Source organism: Parachlamydia sp., from assembly GCF_050255895.1.
In the GTDB taxonomy this organism is placed as follows: domain Bacteria; phylum Chlamydiota; class Chlamydiia; order Chlamydiales; family Parachlamydiaceae; genus Parachlamydia; species Parachlamydia acanthamoebae.
On sequence record NZ_JBFWIR010000004.1, the window covers coordinates 37,731 to 54,970 of the forward strand.

General features: G+C 39.7%; 17 protein-coding genes. 11 read left to right on the forward strand and 6 right to left on the reverse strand.

Translation table 11 applies throughout. From position 1 onward, the window contains the following. The first annotated feature begins 12 nt into the window (after window positions 1-12). From AB7E63_RS01335 to menA, 5 genes are read left to right on the forward strand one after another with little or no spacing between them, the layout of a single operon-like run. Window positions 13-1,056 carry a chorismate-binding protein gene (locus tag AB7E63_RS01335; RefSeq protein WP_006340018.1) on the forward strand — a complete coding sequence of 348 codons (1,044 nt, stop codon included), beginning with the start codon at window positions 13-15 and terminating at the stop codon, window positions 1,054-1,056. Further along, entirely contained in the window at window positions 1,053-2,636 is a 1,584-nt protein-coding gene (gene menD, locus AB7E63_RS01340; protein ID WP_006340020.1) for a 2-succinyl-5-enolpyruvyl-6-hydroxy-3-cyclohexene-1-carboxylic-acid synthase, read from the forward strand. The genes AB7E63_RS01335 and menD overlap by 4 nt, the downstream gene beginning before the upstream one ends. 6 nt (window positions 2,637-2,642) lie before the next feature. Next, on the forward strand, window positions 2,643-3,368 hold the full coding sequence (locus AB7E63_RS01345; RefSeq protein ID WP_006340022.1) for an alpha/beta fold hydrolase: 726 nt from the start codon (window positions 2,643-2,645) through the stop codon (window positions 3,366-3,368). A 13-nt stretch (window positions 3,369-3,381) separates the two neighbouring features. Continuing rightward, window positions 3,382-4,212 carry a 1,4-dihydroxy-2-naphthoyl-CoA synthase gene (menB, locus tag AB7E63_RS01350; protein WP_013925311.1) on the forward strand — a complete coding sequence of 277 codons (831 nt, stop codon included), beginning with the start codon at window positions 3,382-3,384 and terminating at the stop codon, window positions 4,210-4,212. 53 nt (window positions 4,213-4,265) lie between these two features. Next, the gene (gene menA / locus AB7E63_RS01355) at window positions 4,266-5,174 is read left to right on the forward strand and encodes a 1,4-dihydroxy-2-naphthoate octaprenyltransferase (protein WP_006340029.1); all 909 of its coding nucleotides are present in this window, start codon (window positions 4,266-4,268) and stop codon (window positions 5,172-5,174) included. Here the strand turns inward: menA and AB7E63_RS01360 are convergent. Then, window positions 5,171-6,622, reverse strand: coding sequence for a sodium/proline symporter (locus tag AB7E63_RS01360; RefSeq protein WP_006340030.1), 1,452 nt, complete (start codon window positions 6,620-6,622; stop codon window positions 5,171-5,173). The two genes, menA and AB7E63_RS01360, sit on opposite strands and share 4 nt — an antisense overlap. 431 nt (window positions 6,623-7,053) lie before the next feature. Between AB7E63_RS01360 and AB7E63_RS01365 the strand changes: the two genes are divergently transcribed. From AB7E63_RS01365 to AB7E63_RS01375, 3 genes are all read left to right on the forward strand, one after another. After that, window positions 7,054-7,509: a hypothetical protein gene (locus AB7E63_RS01365; RefSeq protein ID WP_006340031.1), complete on the forward strand. Its 456-nt coding sequence runs from the start codon at window positions 7,054-7,056 to the stop codon at window positions 7,507-7,509. A gap of 326 nt (window positions 7,510-7,835) precedes the next feature. After that, on the forward strand, window positions 7,836-8,786 hold the full coding sequence (trxB, locus tag AB7E63_RS01370) for a thioredoxin-disulfide reductase (RefSeq protein WP_006340033.1): 951 nt from the start codon (window positions 7,836-7,838) through the stop codon (window positions 8,784-8,786). 2 nt (window positions 8,787-8,788) lie between these two features. Beyond that, window positions 8,789-9,613: a hypothetical protein gene (locus AB7E63_RS01375; protein WP_006340034.1), complete on the forward strand. Its 825-nt coding sequence runs from the start codon at window positions 8,789-8,791 to the stop codon at window positions 9,611-9,613. Window positions 9,614-9,618: 5 nt separating this feature from the next. Here the strand turns inward: AB7E63_RS01375 and acpS are convergent, their stop codons facing one another. Both acpS and AB7E63_RS01385 read right to left on the reverse strand, forming a co-directional pair. Further along, entirely contained in the window at window positions 9,619-10,023 is a 405-nt protein-coding gene (gene acpS, locus AB7E63_RS01380) for a holo-ACP synthase (protein WP_006340035.1), read from the reverse strand. Between the two features lie 26 nt (window positions 10,024-10,049). Then, the gene (locus AB7E63_RS01385) at window positions 10,050-11,141 is read right to left on the reverse strand and encodes a PIN/TRAM domain-containing protein (RefSeq protein WP_006340036.1); all 1,092 of its coding nucleotides are present in this window, start codon (window positions 11,139-11,141) and stop codon (window positions 10,050-10,052) included. Window positions 11,142-11,715: 574 nt separating this feature from the next. Here AB7E63_RS01385 and AB7E63_RS01390 point away from each other — a divergent pair. Continuing rightward, the gene (locus AB7E63_RS01390; protein ID WP_006340037.1) at window positions 11,716-12,207 is read left to right on the forward strand and encodes a hypothetical protein; all 492 of its coding nucleotides are present in this window, start codon (window positions 11,716-11,718) and stop codon (window positions 12,205-12,207) included. Here AB7E63_RS01390 and AB7E63_RS01395 read toward each other — a convergent pair whose 3' ends face one another. Together AB7E63_RS01395 and smpB are read right to left on the reverse strand one after the other, a co-directional pair. Continuing rightward, entirely contained in the window at window positions 12,208-12,630 is a 423-nt protein-coding gene (locus tag AB7E63_RS01395; protein WP_006340038.1) for a 23S rRNA (pseudouridine(1915)-N(3))-methyltransferase RlmH, read from the reverse strand. A 7-nt stretch (window positions 12,631-12,637) separates the two neighbouring features. Then, window positions 12,638-13,096, reverse strand: coding sequence for an SsrA-binding protein SmpB (gene smpB / locus AB7E63_RS01400; RefSeq protein WP_006340039.1), 459 nt, complete (start codon window positions 13,094-13,096; stop codon window positions 12,638-12,640). 241 nt (window positions 13,097-13,337) lie between these two features. Here smpB and dnaN point away from each other — a divergent pair, with 241 nt between their 5' ends. Next, on the forward strand, window positions 13,338-14,468 hold the full coding sequence (dnaN, locus tag AB7E63_RS01405; protein WP_006340040.1) for a DNA polymerase III subunit beta: 1,131 nt from the start codon (window positions 13,338-13,340) through the stop codon (window positions 14,466-14,468). A 5-nt stretch (window positions 14,469-14,473) separates the two neighbouring features. Continuing rightward, window positions 14,474-15,544, forward strand: a complete 1,071-nt coding sequence (gene recF / locus AB7E63_RS01410; RefSeq protein ID WP_013925308.1) for a DNA replication/repair protein RecF — start codon at window positions 14,474-14,476, stop codon at window positions 15,542-15,544. Here the strand turns inward: recF and AB7E63_RS01415 are convergent. Then, on the reverse strand, window positions 15,541-16,935 hold the full coding sequence (locus tag AB7E63_RS01415) for a hypothetical protein (RefSeq protein ID WP_006340043.1): 1,395 nt from the start codon (window positions 16,933-16,935) through the stop codon (window positions 15,541-15,543). The genes recF and AB7E63_RS01415 overlap by 4 nt on opposite strands. Between the last annotated feature and the right edge of the window lie 305 nt (window positions 16,936-17,240).

Below are 17,240 nucleotides of genomic sequence, written 5' to 3' on the forward strand. Positions count from 1 at the left end.
AGAGAGAGTGGAATGGGATTTGATCAATGTGACGCCTTTTTAAAGAACGGAACCATCATGAGTAACGAGAATGGTAATTTTTTGCTTGGCTATGGGGCGCGTACCTGGCTAAGCTCACCTTGTTCCTCTTCGCCTTGTTTTTATTTTCCTGACTTTTTTTTAGAACTCGCATCTCCCTGGTTTAAGCATGCCTATTGGGAGGAGAGATCCTATGAGGAATTGAAAGAGTTTTTAGAACCCATTGAGTCGACTATCTCTGAGTGGCAGAATCGGGATCAAACCTATTTTATGAATGGTTTTGAGGATCTAAAAAATAAATTTCAACAGGGCAAAATGGAAAAGGCTGTTCCCTATGCTTTTGAATTCTCAAATTCGACGATGACGCGTGAAAAGTTGCAGAGATCATTGAATCGTTTATTGCACTATTCTCACGCTCAACCGGTGAATGTGTACGGATTTTGGGATCAACATTCCGGAATTTTAGGCGCAACGCCTGAGGTCCTATTCAAAATGCAGCGACAAGAAAAAAATATGCTTTATACGCATGCTTGTGCGGGTACAAGAGGGCGTTCAGATATAGATAACTTATTTGATTGCAAGGAATTGCATGAACATGATGTTGTTGTCCAAGGGATTGTTGAATCTTTGTCTTCTCTAGGAAAGATTCATATTGGAGAATTAAAAGCTTTACACCTGCCTTTTTTATCGCATTTAATCACTCCGATCGAAGTTGAATTGGATGTTTCAGAAGATTTTGAGAAAATTGTGCGCAGACTGCATCCTACTCCTGCCTTGGGTGGTTTTCCAAAAAACGAAAGCTTAGAGTGGATAAAAAATTACAAAACAACTGTGGAAAGGGGCCGCTTTGGGGCTCCAGCAGGGTATATTTACGCAAACGTGGCAAACTGTTTTGTTTCCATTCGCAATGTTCAATGGAACGCAGAACAGATGATGATAGGAGCTGGTTGCGGGGTGGTTGCAGAGAGCCAAATGCGTAACGAATGGAATGAGATCAATTTAAAAATGCAATCAATTAAGGAAATGCTTGGAATATGAGCAAAATTCTAGCTTTAAGTGTCCTTGAAGAGGCGATTAAAAAAGGGGTTCGAGAATTTTGTGTTTGTGCAGGTTCTCGAAATGCGGATTTCGTCAAAATATTAAACCAAGCAATTGGTGTACAGGTTTACTCATGGTTTGAAGAAAGATCTGCCGGGTATTTTGCTTTAGGAAGAAGCAAGCAAACCGGACGTCCTGTCGGCGTGATTACAACTTCAGGTACTGCTGCGGGGGAATTGTTACCAGCTATGATGGAAGGATATTACTCGGGTTTGCCTTTACTGGCTATTACAGCTGACCGGCCACGTCGATTAAGAGGGACTGGAGCTCCTCAAACAGCTGAACAAGTGGGGCTATATGGTCCTTATGCCGTATTTTCTGAAGATCTTGCAGACGGAGAAAGATGCCATCTTAAAAGGTGGGATTTAAGGGCACCGGCACATGTCAATATTTGCTTTGAAGATCCGAGTGGAACAGCTTCCGAAGAAGCTGAGGTGGTGGACTTTCGTCATTATGAAGAAGAGCTTTTGCAAGCTTCATACCTACCTGAAAATCCTTTGAATAGGGCTTTATTAGATCAATTTTTTATGGTGTCTAAAAAACCTCTAGTTGTGGTGAGCGCTTTAAAGACAGTAGATCAAGACGTTGTCGTCGATTTTCTAGTGCAATTGGGGGCCCCTTGCTACTTAGAAGGAATCTCTGGATTACGAGAAAATCCCAAGTTACAGCATCTTCGTATTACACGGACGGAAAGATTATGGAAATACGCAGAAAAAGCGGATTATGAAATTGATGGAATTTTGCGCATTGGAGGGATTCCGACAATTCGATTGTGGCGTGATCTAGAAGATCAAAAACAACATGTGCATGTTTGTTCTATCAGTGAATTGCCATTTTCGGGTCTTAACCGTGGTGTGCATATTCAAACATCTTTAAAATCTTTTTTCGCAAACTATGATGTCTTAGTTTCTTTTGATCGAGCAGCTCGAAATTGGATTGATGCAGATCGGCAATATCAATTGGCTTTTCAAGCCCTGTGTGCAGAAGAACCGTGTGCAGAGCCTGCGATGATTGCCTCTTTTTCTCGCTTACTGCCGCGTCATTCCAGAATGTACCTTGGAAATAGTTTGCCTATTCGTGAATGGGATATGGCGGCTATCAATGAATACCGTGATATTCGTGTAGAGGCGAATAGGGGCGTAAGCGGAATTGAAGGGCAGATTTCAACATTTTTGGGATGGTGCATCCCAAATACACCTCAATTTGCTTTGCTAGGAGACTTGACCACGTTGTACGATTTGGCGGGTCCTTGGATTTTACATCAATTGCAAAATGTTTCTGCTCAAATCATTGTGATTAATAATCATGGGGGTAAAATCTTTTCACGTATGTATAAAGAAGATATTTTTTTAAATGGGCATCAACTTTCTTTCCAACATTTTGCTTCATTTTGGAATATACCTTACATGCTTTGGGAGGAAATTCCCGCTCAATTAGATCCTCAGGGCCATGCCTTGATTGAATTGCGTCCAGATCATGATGCGACAACTCGATTTTGGAAAAAACTGGAAACCCTGTGAGAATACATGACAATTTCACTTTATGCTTTGCACGGTTTTTTGGGGCTTCCTTCTGACTGGGATACCTTTAAGTCTTTAAAGCAAGCAACCCACTTGCACCGAGTAAATCTTTTTGATCACGCTTTTTACGTAAAAGGAAAAGGATTTAAAAGTTGGGCAGAATCGTTTAATGCGCATATTCGGGAGAAATATCAAACTTCGGAACGCGTTCTTCTGGGATACTCTTTGGGTTCTCGCTTAGCCATGCATGCTCTCTTAGCATCTCCGCCCCTGTGGTCGGCAGCTATTTTAGTCGCAGGCAATTTAGGTTTGCACAGTGAAAATGAAAGAACGAGTCGAAGAGAAGCGGATTTGCGTTGGGCCGAAGATTTTAAGGTAGGACAATGGGAAGATTTACTACTCAAATGGAATGCTCAGTCTGCTTTCGGAGGCTTTCCTTCCCATTTTAGAAGAAACGAAGAAGCATTTTCTCGTGAACAGCTCGTAGATGCTCTGATGACTTGGTCTCTAAGCAATCAGGACAATTTGAAAGCTCAAATTCAATCCCTGAATATACCGATATTGTGGATTGTTGGAGAAATGGACGTTAAATATGTGCTCATGGCTCAAACACTGAACTTAAAGCATCCCAAATCGATAGTTTTGACTATTTCTGAGGCTGCCCATCGTGTTCCCTGGGAAAGGCCTGTAGAATTTGAATCACATGTCGTCAATTTTTTAAAAACATTATAACGTAAGGATCATCATGCCAACAGAAACTATGCTGTGGAAAACAGTTAAAACGTATGAAGATATTAAATTTGAAATGACGGAAGATGGAATTGGAAAAATAACCATCAACCGTCCACATGTTAGAAATGCCTTTCGTCCAGAGACCATCATGGAGATGCAAGAGGCTTTTGAATGCTGCCGTAATCATCCCGATATTGGAGTCATCATTCTGACGGGTGAAGGTAAAGATGCATTTTGCTCGGGCGGCGACCAAAAAATTCGTGGAAGCGAAGGATATGTGGGCAATGATGGAGTATCTCGCTTAAACGTGCTCGATTTACAAAAGCAAATCCGCTCGATACCAAAACCGGTCATTGCAATGGTAGCGGGTTATGCTATTGGGGGGGGACATGTTTTACATGTGGTATGTGATTTAACGATTGCTGCAGATAATGCCAAATTTGGACAAGTCGGTCCGAAAGTAGGATCATTTGACGGAGGTCTTGGAAGTAGCTATCTGGCACGAATTGTTGGACAAAAAAAAGCGCGTGAAATTTGGTATCTGTGCCGTCAGTATGATGCACAAGAAGCCTTAGATATGGGATTGGTGAATCATGTCGTTCCTTATGAAGAATTGGAAGAGGTTACAGTGGAGTGGTGTCGAGAAATTCTTCAGCATTCACCTTTAGCTTTGCGTTGCTTAAAGAGTGCTTTCAATGCAGATTGCGATGGTCAAATTGGTTTACAAGAGCTTGCTGGGAATGCGACGTTGCTCTATTACATGAGTGAAGAAGCTCAAGAAGGCAAAAATGCTTTTCTAGAGAAAAGAAAACCTGACTTTTCACAATTTACACGTCTCCCTTAACCTATCGATAGGGCATAGCTTGTCTATGCCCTGCAAATTGAGGAATATTTCTTATGTCTAGTAAAAATTTGGCTGCGCAACTGGAACAGATGCGTCCTTGGATTTTGACGGCACGTCCTAAAACCTTGGTGGCATCCTTTGTTCCGATGTTTGTTGGCACATCTTTAGCTGTAGGGGTGACAAAATCTTTTGATGGGTGGATCGCTTTTTTTGCCCTTCTATCTGCAATTTTTATTCAAACAGGAACAAATCTCGTAAATGATGCGTTAGATTTTCAAAAGGGTGCAGATAATGAAACTCGTTTAGGTCCTGTGCGGGTCACACAATTGGGGTTATTAACCTCTCAACAAATTTTATGGGCGGGATTATTGAGCTTTTTTTTAGCTCTTCTTGTGGGGATCCCTTTGGTTTTAAAAGGAGGCTCTATCCTTTTGCTAACACTGATGGTTTCAGCCATTTGTGGTTATTTGTACACGGGAGGTCCATTTCCTTTGGCTTATACAGGATTGGGGGATTTGTTTGTGGTCATCTTCTTTGGATGGGTGGGAACTTGTGCTGCCTTTTATCTGCAAACTGGGTATTTAAGTGTGCTAGCTTTGCTTGCCGGAACTCAAGTCGGATTCCATTCTACGGTGATGATTGCGATCAACAACTTGCGAGATGTTGTGGGTGATGCCAAAGTCAATAAACGGACATTAGCTGTTCGATTTGGAAAAGCATTCGTCCGAAAAGAGATTATTTTTTTGGTTTTTTGTCCGTTTATTTTGAATCTTGGGTGGGTAATTGCAGGATTTTACGTAGCAGCGATTTTGCCTTTGATTCTGTTGCCATTGGCCGCCCGTCTTATTCAGGATATCTGGAAGACAGAACCTAGTTCTGTCTATAATGGATTTTTAGCCCGAGGAGCTTTGCTGCATTTGCTTTTTGGCACGCTCCAAGGAATCGGATTACTCTTATCTTAAGGCTTTTCATTCACTTCTGTAAGAGCAGGTTTCGCTGTCAGGTACGAAAAGAGTGCGATGCTTAGTAAGCTGGCGGCGAATCCTGGGACCATGGGAGGAACAGGGAGCTCAAATAAATGGCGATTGATTAAAGGCCATGTTCCTGCCGTGACACCTCCAAATATGATTCCTGCAATAGCTCCCTGTCTATTCGCATGCTTCGAATACAATGCGGCTAAAACAAGCGGCCCAAAAGAGCATCCTAATCCAGACCATGCATATAATACTGTGTCGAGAATCGATGAGTTATTGCTAAATGCAATGCTCAAAGAAATAAGAGAAATGATGACGACTCCTATTCTTGAAACAAGTAACAGTTCTTTCGAAGATGCGTGTGAACGGAACATGTGCTTATAGAGATCTTCACTCAGAATTGAACCACAAACCAAAATTTGAGAGTCCATTGTGGACATATTAGCCGCTAGGATGGCACAGATAATAAAAGAGGCTGTAAATGGATTAAATAAGCTTTGCACAATGTCAATAAACACAAGCTCAGAATTGTCTAATGGATCATTAAAAAAGCCGATGGCGATAAATCCAATTGCAACAGAACCGGCCAGGGCGATAATTTGCCAAGACATTCCTAAATATTTGGATTTATTGATTTCTTCAGGATTTCTAATTCCCATAAATTTAGTTAAGATATGAGGCATTCCAAAGTATCCTAATCCCCAGCCTAAAACGAGAAAAATAATGCTGAAATAAGATTCCGTCGAATTTTTATGAAAGAAACCTAAATGAATATCTTGAGCAGCTGCTGCCTGAGCGATCGTTGCTAGTCCATTCGGTAATTGTAAATATGCCATGATCGGAACAAGTACGATGATGAAGAGCAAGAATAAAGCTTGAAAAAGATCAATCCATGCAATGGTTGTAAAGCCACCAAAGGATGTATAAAAGACAACCACGAACATCGCAATGGTCAAGCCAACGTAATAATCAATTCCAAAAACGGATTCAAATAAACGGCCCATAGCGATCATTCCTGCCGATAAATAGCATGTCAGGAAGATCAAAGCCATAGAGGCTGTGAGAAGACGGATAATTCCACTGCGATCATTAAAGCGACTTTCAAAGTAACTCGATAACGTAAAGCTATTATATTTTTCCGTTTCTTGGCGTAATTTTTTGGCGATATACTGCCAATTTAAAAACATTCCAAGTAAAAGTCCAAATGCAATCCAGGATTGAGATAAACCACCAAGCATAATGGCCGCGGGCAGTGCCATAAAAAGCCACGCACTCATATCACTGGCATGTGCAGATAAGGCGGTTAACCAAAAGTTTAAAGAGCGATTGCCTAAAATAAAGTCAGCAGAGGTTCGCAGCCTTTGGTGTGCGACCACACCGATTGCAGCAAGAATGACGAAGTAGGTAAGAAAGGCGGATAAAGCGTATAAGTCCATAAAATTTCACGTTAGAGTATTGGTATCTTAATTTTTCAAAGCTTAAAGGGTGCATTTGAAGGAAAAAAGACACCAACTTTGAAAGTTATATTTTTGATAATTGTTATGGATTATTTACACAAAGTCAAGAGATATTTCTTTTTAAGAAAAATAATTTTATGTGTTTGCGTGTTTAGTTATTATATTTATATGTTTTTAGTGTGTTGTTTATTAAAAACAAAAACTTTTTATGTTCAGAATAAAAAATGATTCTAAATATGATTGAAAATTGCTTGCCCAAAACCAGGTAAAAAAACATTTTTTTTGGCTGAGAAGGACTGCATCCGGTTGACTGATTCTCGTTTTAAGTTTTTGAAATGGTAATATTGAGGTCATTTTGATACTATCATCACAAAATAATGACTTAAGATATTTAAAGTTTGGAGTCCAAAATGCCCCTAAGTGCAGTGCGACAAGCTTTTCAAAATCCAGATAATTTCTCATCTCATGGCACGATTGTTTATCAGCGCAATGGTGAAAAAGTTTTGCCGGTTGGAGAGCCGCCTCTTCTGAAAAGTGAAAAAAAAATTTCTGCTGCAGCAATTTTAAGTACGATTCAGAAAAATATGCGAAATCTATCCCTGGAAGATGCGATCTTGTTTCGGGACATTGCAGCTTACATTGCACGTCAAAAAAATCAAAAAATAGATCAAAATTCGACACATCCCCAAGCGATTAAACGCATTTTCTCTCGTTTGCAAAACTTTTTTTGGGGATATGGCTTTCGAACATCCAATGAAATAAACGAAAAAATCCAGAAGTATATGGGAAATCAGATAAAAAATTTAGAAGAGCGAAAAAAAACATATGAAAATCCAATGTTAAGATCGATTCATTTAGCGAGATAGTTACTTAAAGTATTTAATAATAGATTTATAGAATACATTTGTGGTAAACTAGTTGTAGTAATAACTCTTCGGTTTAAAAAGAAACCTTGAGCGTAATGGACTAGCTTTTACAGCCTGGAATGGCTTTTTCTGTTGCTTCAATTTTGAGCGCCATTCAAAAGAATATACAGAATCAATCTCTGGACGATGTTGTTTTTTTTACATTGCATATCAAAAAAAATAAGAATCCAATGCTAAGCATCGATTTCCTGACTTTCTTTAATTCAGGTGATTTTGTACCATAAATAAGGAATGAATCGCTATTCCCTGTAATCCTAGGAGAAATCATGAACAAAGCAAAAATTGTAATCATTGGCTCGGGTCCTGCTGGATATACTGCAGCCATTTATGCTGCCCGTGCAAATCTACAACCCGTTCTATTTGAAGGGTTCTATTCTGGTGTTGCGGGAGGGCAATTGATGACGACGACTGAAGTCGAGAATTATCCTGGATTTCCTCAAGGCATTACAGGCCCTGCTTTAATGGACAGTTTTAGGAAACAAGCACTTCGGTTTAATACGACTTTATTAAGTGAAGACGTCGAATCTGTTGATTTTAGTCAACATCCTTACGTCGTGCGTGGAACAAAAACGACTTATCATGCGGACGCTGTCATTATTTCAACTGGTGCTAGCGCCAATCGCTTAGATATTCCCGGTGCTAATGAAGGGGAATTTTGGCAAAAGGGCGTCACAGCTTGTGCGGTATGTGATGGAGCAATGCCTATTTTTAGAAATAAGGACTTGTATGTGATCGGTGGGGGAGATTCTGCGATTGAAGAAGCCTTATATCTGACAAAATTTGGAAGTAAAGTGTACATCGTGCATAGACGTGACGAATTGCGTGCTTCCAAAATCATGCAACAGCGCGCAAAAAATCATTCGAAAGTTGAAATCCTTTGGAGTAGTGTCATTGAGCGCATTGAGGGTGATGATATCGTTAGGCATGTCATTTTAAAAGATTTAAAAACGAATCAAGAAACTAAGCGAGAAGCTGGTGGCGTTTTTTTTGCTGTCGGGCACACTCCCAATACAACCTTTTTAAAGAATCAAGTCGATCTTCATGACAACGGCTATATCAAAGTGAATCCAGGAACTTGCCAAACGAGCAAGGAACTTGTTTTTGCGTGTGGAGATGTGCAAGATCATGTGTATCGACAAGCGATTACAGCTGCCGGATCAGGTTGTATGGCTGCCATTGAAGCAGAGAGAGAACTTTCAGCACGGGAGCATATCTAAAAATGCGAAAACTAGTTGTTTTCTCATTTTTCCTTTTGTGTTGTTTTTCTATTTCGATTAGCGATGCGTTGGATTTTTCTCCTTGGTATGGTCGTAATTTGGAAATTCAAGGCCGTCTGAATAACCGTATTCAAACGTATGGCTCTGTCAATGCAAAAGGCTCCAGTCACTACTCTTCAACCGATTACTTTTTAGATGGGAGTTTATCGATTCCTGTTCTAGATCATTTGAGCGGTGAGATTGAGTGTGGCTTTCTAACAACACGCCGTCATAGTTTTAGCTTTGATCATTTGAGCTTGCTCGCCCGTTATTTATGGTGGAATGATGCCATTGGCGATCGGTTAAGTCTCGTGACTGGAGTGGTGATTACACAAGTTTTTAAGCAGGGTTTACACGACATCAGTGTTTTCCATCATGGTGGTTTTGAGATAGAGCCAAATATTGCATGGGGAAAAGAGATGAGCTGTGAAGAATTTTGGACGTCTCGTTGGTGGGGATTATTTGGCGTCGGAATTGCTGACCATGGGGCGCCTTGGATTCGTGCAAATCTGCAATGGGAAAACAATCATTGGGATCAACATCAGTGGATCGTTTTTGTGCGGTCTTTGTGGGGGTTAGGACCTGGCAATTTACATGTGGATAGATTTCACGGATATGGAGGTGTTCAGCATCAATCCGTTGATTGTGGCGCTAAATATCAATATCTGTTAGAGTCCTCAGCCACGGTTGGTCTAGAGTATGCGATTCGAGCATATGCTCACAACTGTCCGAGTGCGGCAAGCCAATTTGTTCTCTCCATTTTTTATCCTTTCGGCGTCGGAATATAAGAGAATTAGAGGCCAAACCAACTGTGTTGTTTGGCTTCATCCGTCCAAATCGCAACAGCTGTTGCGTATGCTTTGCAGTGACTAATGGAAATGAGAATTTGTGTGTTTGGTGGAAGCTGGAGCTCCAATGCTGCGGATAAATGCACGTGGGGTTTTCCAGAAGCATCATTCAAAATTTCAAGATCTGTCCATGAAACATGTGCGCCGAAGCCTGTGCCAAATGCTTTGACAATCGCTTCTTTAGCGGCAAAACGTCCGGCAAAATTGCGTGCCGATTCTCGGTGTTTTAGGCAGTAAGCTTGCTCTTGAGTGGTGAAGATACGGTCAAGAAATTTTTGACCGTATTGCTCAATATTTTTTGCAATGCGCTGAACCTCAATAATATCATTCCCAATGCCCAGAATGGCCATTTTTCAATTCTCCGCAAGCAAGAACTTTACACAGTAAAGTAGTTTTTAGGCTTAATTTCAAGGTCTGCAAGATTGTGCATCGGAAGATCTGGTGTTGCCAGTTGATCGTCAGATGCGTTGCAAAAGATCATGCGGCCAGATGCCGTGTGCTTAACTGATAAAACGTAGGCTTTAATCTCTTCCCCAATAAATTCTGCCCCTCCATTAACCACCACCATTGTGCCATCCTTTAGATACCCAACTCCTTGGCGGGGTTCTTTTCCGTATCTTTGAATTTTGATTGTGAGGCATTCGCCTGTTTGTGTCATAGGCTTCAAAGCATTAGAAAGGAAATGCATATTAATGATGGGTGTCTCATCGGGGGACTGCTGTGTACGATTCATATCAGCAGTTAAAATTTTGGCTGAAAGTGTTGTTGCAAGCTGATTTAATTTTGTACGTGTATCAATATCAGAAAAATCCATCTCGGAATGACGGAGATTCAAATGGGGGATAGTCTCTAATTTTTTGATGATTTCCAGAGCCGTGCGTCCTTTTGCTTTGCTTTGTTCATCGATTTGATCGGCAAGCTGTTGTAGGTCGCGCAAAATAAAAGAAGGGATGATCAGATGGTTATCTAAAATACCGGATGCGGCTAGGTCGATGATTCTTGGGTCCATGAGGGCAGAAGAATCAATTAAGATGTTAGATGTGTAGCTGATGCTTTCTTCTTTCTTTTTCCATAAGGACTGTAGTTGGAATTTGGAAGCCGTATGAAAAAGAGTGCTTATGCTAAAATAAATTGAAATTAGAAGGAGGCTGGCTTTAAGTAGTATGGCTGTGTCTGCAGTCATGTAATGAGAAAGCAATGGATGGAGAATTGTCCACAGGGATTCACCCATGAAATTTCCGAGTACAACACCCGCCAGAGCAAGGGCAAATTCAATGATGCCAAAACGTTTTAAAGCTATTTCAAGTCCAATTAAAATGAAGCTAGCTGCAAGGCCTCCTAGAATTCCTATGGATGTATTGACGAGTGGTGAAGAATTAAGGGGGTGGGTTGTGACATAAACTAGGGCAATAAGAACAGAGAGTGCCATAAAAAATGCGCGGATACATACGTGAGAAATGCTCATCATGTTAATTAAGTCCTCTTAATTTGTCAGTCAATCTTTTGTTGTATTCTGATTCACTATGTTGTTACGGCTTTGCTAATTTTTTTCTGATTTTTAGTTCTCCATATTAAGGCGAAAATGAAAAATCGAATCTCAAGCATTACTCGCACCAAAAATACGCTATTCCCATGTGGTTTTTGAAATCTGGTTTTCTTATGAAAACGAGGTGGGCACGAAGAATAGCAGAAGGCTAAGCGGTTTTGCGGATAAGTCTAATGTGTTTTAAGATTAAACAATTGACTTGATGATGGCAGCCAGACCATCATCAACATGGTATAATTGAAGGCTCTATTTTTTGTCTATATATTTAAAAAAATAATAGGCTGGAAAATTATAAATAAAACTTTGTGGATTGGTAGAGAAGAGCTTTACCCAATCATTGGTTATTTGAAAGGAGCTTTTTCAGGTTGTTTTTTGATGAAACGTAAAATGCTTTTCTACTTGTTGTCTATTTGCGAGTCATCTAACATCGCTATAGTATTCAGGATTCAACGACTTTATATCGTTGATGTATGTTAAAACCTATTTAAGGAAGATTATGTTTAAAGTCAGCCATAAAACTTTAATTGTTATTTCAGGTTCAATGTGGATCGGAATTGGAGTTTTTTTATTGCAGTTAGGATTGGGGTTTTTAATGGACGCTGTACAATCTTTGCTTTTGCAAGCCGACGAGGGATATCCATTAATGAGTCAATTAAGTGTTTTAGGGGAAGTTAAAATCGCCGCTTTGGTGCTTGTGCTATTGAGTCTTATCACAGGATTCTTTAAAGGTCGAATGGTTTTAAAAAAGACTGTTATGCGGAATTTGCTTAGAATTAAAAACTTTCCTGATCCAACAAGTCTTCTCAATATGTATAGTAAGGGTAATTTATTCTTGATTGTCGGAATGATGGGCCTTGGAGTTCTGATGCGTCTTTCAGGAATTTCTTCAGATGTGCGTGCTTTCATTGACATTGCTGTGGGATCGGCTCTCATTCAAGGAGGCGTTTACTACTTAAGATCGGCCCTTCCTCGCATGGAGCACATTTGATTACTTATGATAGCGAGAGCCCTTGGCTATTTCAAGGGCTCGATAAATTTGCTCAATCAAAACAAGACGCGTAATTTGATGTGTAAAAGTTAAAAGAGAGAGGCTAATGGCCTCTTTATTTTGTTTAAGGGAAGCGGGGAGTCCATCAGCTCCTCCAATGACAAAAGCTAAGCGGCTTCCTCCTTCCTCCAGCTTACGCATGAGAAATGTAGAGAATTGCTCACTAGAGAAAACCTTTCCATTTGGATCTAGGCAAATGACAAGAGGCTCTCGGCTAACGAGTGCAACGAGCTGCGGGTCATCTTTAGCCCACACCCATTCAATTTCAGCTACACCTTGCAATCTTTTTTGGTATTCTTCAATTGCGGCGTGCAGCCATGTTTCTTTTGTTTTGCCAACAGATAAAATTTTGATTTTGAACATGGGACTATTAAGTGGCGTTTTTAAGAGCTCTTTGGATTTTGCGCGTATCTTCTTTTTCCCGAATCGAATCGCGTTTGTCAACGTTCTTCTTTCCTTTGGCAGTGGCAATGCGTACTTTAACTCTTCCATTTTTTAGAAAAAAAGCGAGAGGGATAAGAGTTAGTCCTTTCTCATGTGTCGCTTCTTTTAAACGTAAGATTTCGCGCTTATGCATCAATAGTTTGCGTTGGCGCCTTTCTTCGTGATTATGCACGTTCCCATAGCGGTAAGGGGCGATGTTGCATCCGATGAGCCAGATTTCATTATCGAAAATTTTGACATACGCTTCTTGAAGGCTTCCTCCGTTATCGCGTAATGATTTGATTTCGGTCCCCAAAAGGACGATGCCTGTTTCAAAAGTTTGTAAAATTTCGTAATTAAATGTGGCGCGACGATTGGAAACGAGGTCTTGCTTTTGGTCACTCATAAAAGACTCTGCTTTGGGGCTTGGTTAATGGCAGGAAGTTTAATGGGACGAGTAAGCTTGTATTCTTTCTCGGTATTTAAAATTCTGCCTTAAATGCTCATTTAGAATTTTTGCGTTACTTATAAATACTATAGGACAAAACAGTAAATAATGCTATGATTTCCTCATTTGAATGTTTGTCCATAAAACTTGTCCCATTAATCGTTTGTAGGGACTTTAGAGCTTAAGTAAGGAAAAAAACATGAAGTTTGTGATTTCTACGCAGGAACTGAATTTTTTGATCAATAAATGTCTAAACATCGTTTCACAAAAAGCGACTATTCCCATTCTTTCCAACTTTCTGATGGAAGCAAAAAATGGGGAATTGATTTTAACAGCTACAGACTTAACCGTCGGTATTCGTTGCCATACTGAAGCGAAAATCCTTGAAGAAGGGGCAACGGCATTACCTGCAAAGCGATTTGCGCAATTGATTCGAGAGCTTACAGCTGTAAACGTTGAAATTGCAACGAATGATAATGAAACGACTCAAGTGAGTGCGGACAGCTCTCGTTTTAAACTGCATGGAATGAATAAAAGTGAGTTCCCTTCTCTTCCACAAATGGATGGAGCTGTGCAGTTTAAGATCCCAGAGGGGGATTTAAAAGACATGCTTTTCCGCACAGCTTTTGCAGTCTCTCGAGATGATAATCGCTTTGCTTTAACGGGTGTGTTTATGCAAATTATGGAAGGAAAGGCTATATTTGCTGGAACAGATGGAAAACGTTTGTCTCGAACCCATCTTTCTTTGGGTTTGGATGTGGCATTTAATGGAAATTATATTATCCCCATAAAAGCTGTGGAAGAAATCTTAAAAAATCTTTCTGATAATGGGGAAGCCACCGTTTATTTGATGCATGATAAAATTGCGATAGAAGCTTCTAATACCATGTTGGTTACAAAGTTGCTTTCGGGAGATTATCCAGATGTCAGTCGTGTGATTCCTAATCAATTAGAAACCGTTCTAAGTCTTCACCGCGAAGAGTTGATCACCCTTCTTCGCCAAGTCTCCCTGTTCACGGCCGATACGTCCCATTCCGTGCGATTTACTTTTAACGAAGGAGAGCTTCGCTTAGCTGCCAATACCATGGAAATTGGAGAGGGCAAAGTCAGCATGCCGGTGAATTATACAGGGCCTCGTTTAGAAATAGCCTTTAATCCGATTTATTTCTTAGATATTTTGCGACATAGCAAGGGAGAAACTGTGACGATGGGATTAACAGATCCTTTCAATCCAGGTGTAATCACGGATAAAGAAGGCGTTTCGCAAATTAACTCATCAGTGAGTCCTTTGTTTGTTTTGATGCCGATGCGTTTAAATGAAGATGCATAAGTGGCATGTTTTTACATACACTCCATTTGCATCAGTTTCGCTCTTATCGAGAAGCTAAGTTTACATTCTCTCCATCCATAAATCTGATTTGCGGACCTAATGCAATTGGAAAGACGACCATTTTAGAGGCCATTCATTTTCTAATGACTGGCCGTTCTTTTAGAACCTCACAAATCAATGATTTGATCCAAAAAGGAACCTCTTATTTTTCCATCGAAGCCAGTTTTATCAAGCAGGGAATAGAGCAAAAGCTAAAGATTTTCTACAATGGGAAAGAACGAAAGATCGTTCTAAATCAAACACCCTATTATTCTTTTACTCATTTATTAGGAATGTTTTATGGTGTTTGCATGAGTCCTGATGATTCTGCCCTTATTAAAGGGGCGCCTTTAATGCGACGCTCTTTTTTGGATTTGCAACTTGCTCAGAGTGATCCCTTATATGTACATAAATTAACCCGTTTTACTCGCGCCATGCGCCAGCGTAACTACCTGTTAAAAGGGAAGAATTTAGCCACCATTGAAAGTTGGGAATATGAAATGGCGCATGCTGCCTCTTACCTTACTTTTAAACGCGAAGTCCTTGCAGCTCAATTGCATCAAAATGGTCAGCAAATCTACGAGCAATTAAGTGCTGGTCGGGAGAAGTTAGGTGTTGTCTACAAAACAACAGCTCCGCGAAGTGCTTCTGAGGAAATTTTAAAAAATTATTATTTAGGACAATTCCAAAAACTTCGCAAAAGAGAAAGTGAATTGGGCTGTACTTTAATTGGTCCACACAAAGATGATCTCAATTTATGTTTAGATGATAAAGAAGCGCGCTATTTTGCGAGTGAGGGACAGCAGCGGAGTTTTGTTGCGGCTTTGAAATTAGCAGAATGGAGTTCTCTTAAAGCTGTTACAGAGGAAAATCCTTTAATGCTAATTGACGATGCCGGAATGAGTTGGGATGCATTTCGCAAAGCAAAGTTATTAAAATACATTGAGGGATTGCATCAAGTTTTTTTAACCACGACACAAGATTTGCCAGATGACGAAGCCCCGGCATCCCTCAAACGTATTATTCGCTTAGCTTAGGCGTAATCATCGAGAATATGATAACCGTAAGAAGTAATACAAAAACAGCGTTTGCCCGCATGTGTTCCAGTTGAAACAATGCCACCTTCTGCCAAATGGTGGAAAATAAATGTTTCTAGAAAATGGATTTCTTCGTCAGAGTAAGTTGGAAGCATGTACTTCCATCTTTTTCCTTTTGGGATAAGTTCGATATTCTCTGCGTGACCAATCGGAGCAATAAAGCTTTTTAAGAAATCTTCATAATAAACCCATCCATTTTTACGGACCGATTTCAGGAATTTAAGTATTTCACGTGTATCTTTGTCGAAAAAATGCGATTGTGTGTCAAAAAATCGGATGAGAGACGTTTGATACACGACTAAAGCTTGATGTTCGAGATCTTTTTGCAGCCATTCGATCGATTTAGGATGTTGACGCAAAAATCCTTCATCTTCAAAAGCAAGATCTAATTGAATGATTTTTTCTAAAAGATGCGAAAGATAAGTTTTTGAGGTCACAAGGGACGGAATGTGAGGCAATAATTCGATCACTTTATCGTGCAATGCAGAGAGGGAAATTGGATTTTGGCCTAGATAACGTGTCAAAACAGTTAAATCGTGCACAAAGCCAAAGGGACAGGGATGGCGATTCTGAATTTGGTCGACATCTTTAATCTGAGGAGGATTGGTGGTCTGTTTAAATGAAAGAAGCTCACTCCACTCATGGAATGGGATTAACATTTCTTCCCAGTTGTTTCCTTTTCGTTCATATTTCGAGCAGCATAGAAGATTAAATTCCAGCCGCATGACACATTCTGCAAATTCTTTTTCTTGCAGTTGGTACTTATTTTTTAGAAATGAACTGGAAAGAGAAAGAGAGGGCGATGCAAAAACCTCAGAGGCGATGGCATGGAGAAGAGGTTCTTCCACTTCAAGCTCACTCACATATTTTTCGTAGATTTTAGGGGTAAGTAAGTGTTTATCGATAATTGAATGAATAATATGGGTGGATGTTTTGGGAATAGTATACCACACCGGGAGTAGATGAATTGGAACTTGATTTAATAGACCTTGTAAAAACTCAATGGAAGGTTCAAAATCTGTGCTAAAACGAGAAATATGCAATTCATAGTATTTGCGCATTTCTTTATTAATGAGAATTTTTTTCCCTTGAATCTGCAGCAATTTTAATCGTGCGAATTTTTCGAGAGAAAGAATCATGTCTTCTTCAAGAATATCTAGTTCATCTTCAATATCTTGAAAATTCATGGTCAAAGAACCATTTAAAATCACATCTAATAGATCGATTTCTAATGGAGAAAAAGAAGCCATCTGTAAGCGGTTTTCTAGGTCTTTTTCGTAGGAATAATCATTTAAACTTACTTTAGCTTTTTTTGGCTGTGGCTTTAACATAAATCAATCCCGCTTAATTAGGCATTATTAATGCAGTTTAAATTATTATCGTTGGTCTCTTTTGCGTTTTGTTTCGATTGTTGGTTTTGTTAGTGTTTAATTTAAATCTGCTCTGTGGTTTATTTGAAAGTTTAAAACAGAATTATATTAAAAACAACAATAAATGTAAGTAATTTAATCAAATTATTTATTATTAAATCGTGTTTTATTTATAATAATAAAGAGAAGGAGGCTCAGAATCATTTTTAGACGGGTGGGAAGAAAATTAAGAAACATTCTATTCATGCTTTTTTGATCCTCGCTAA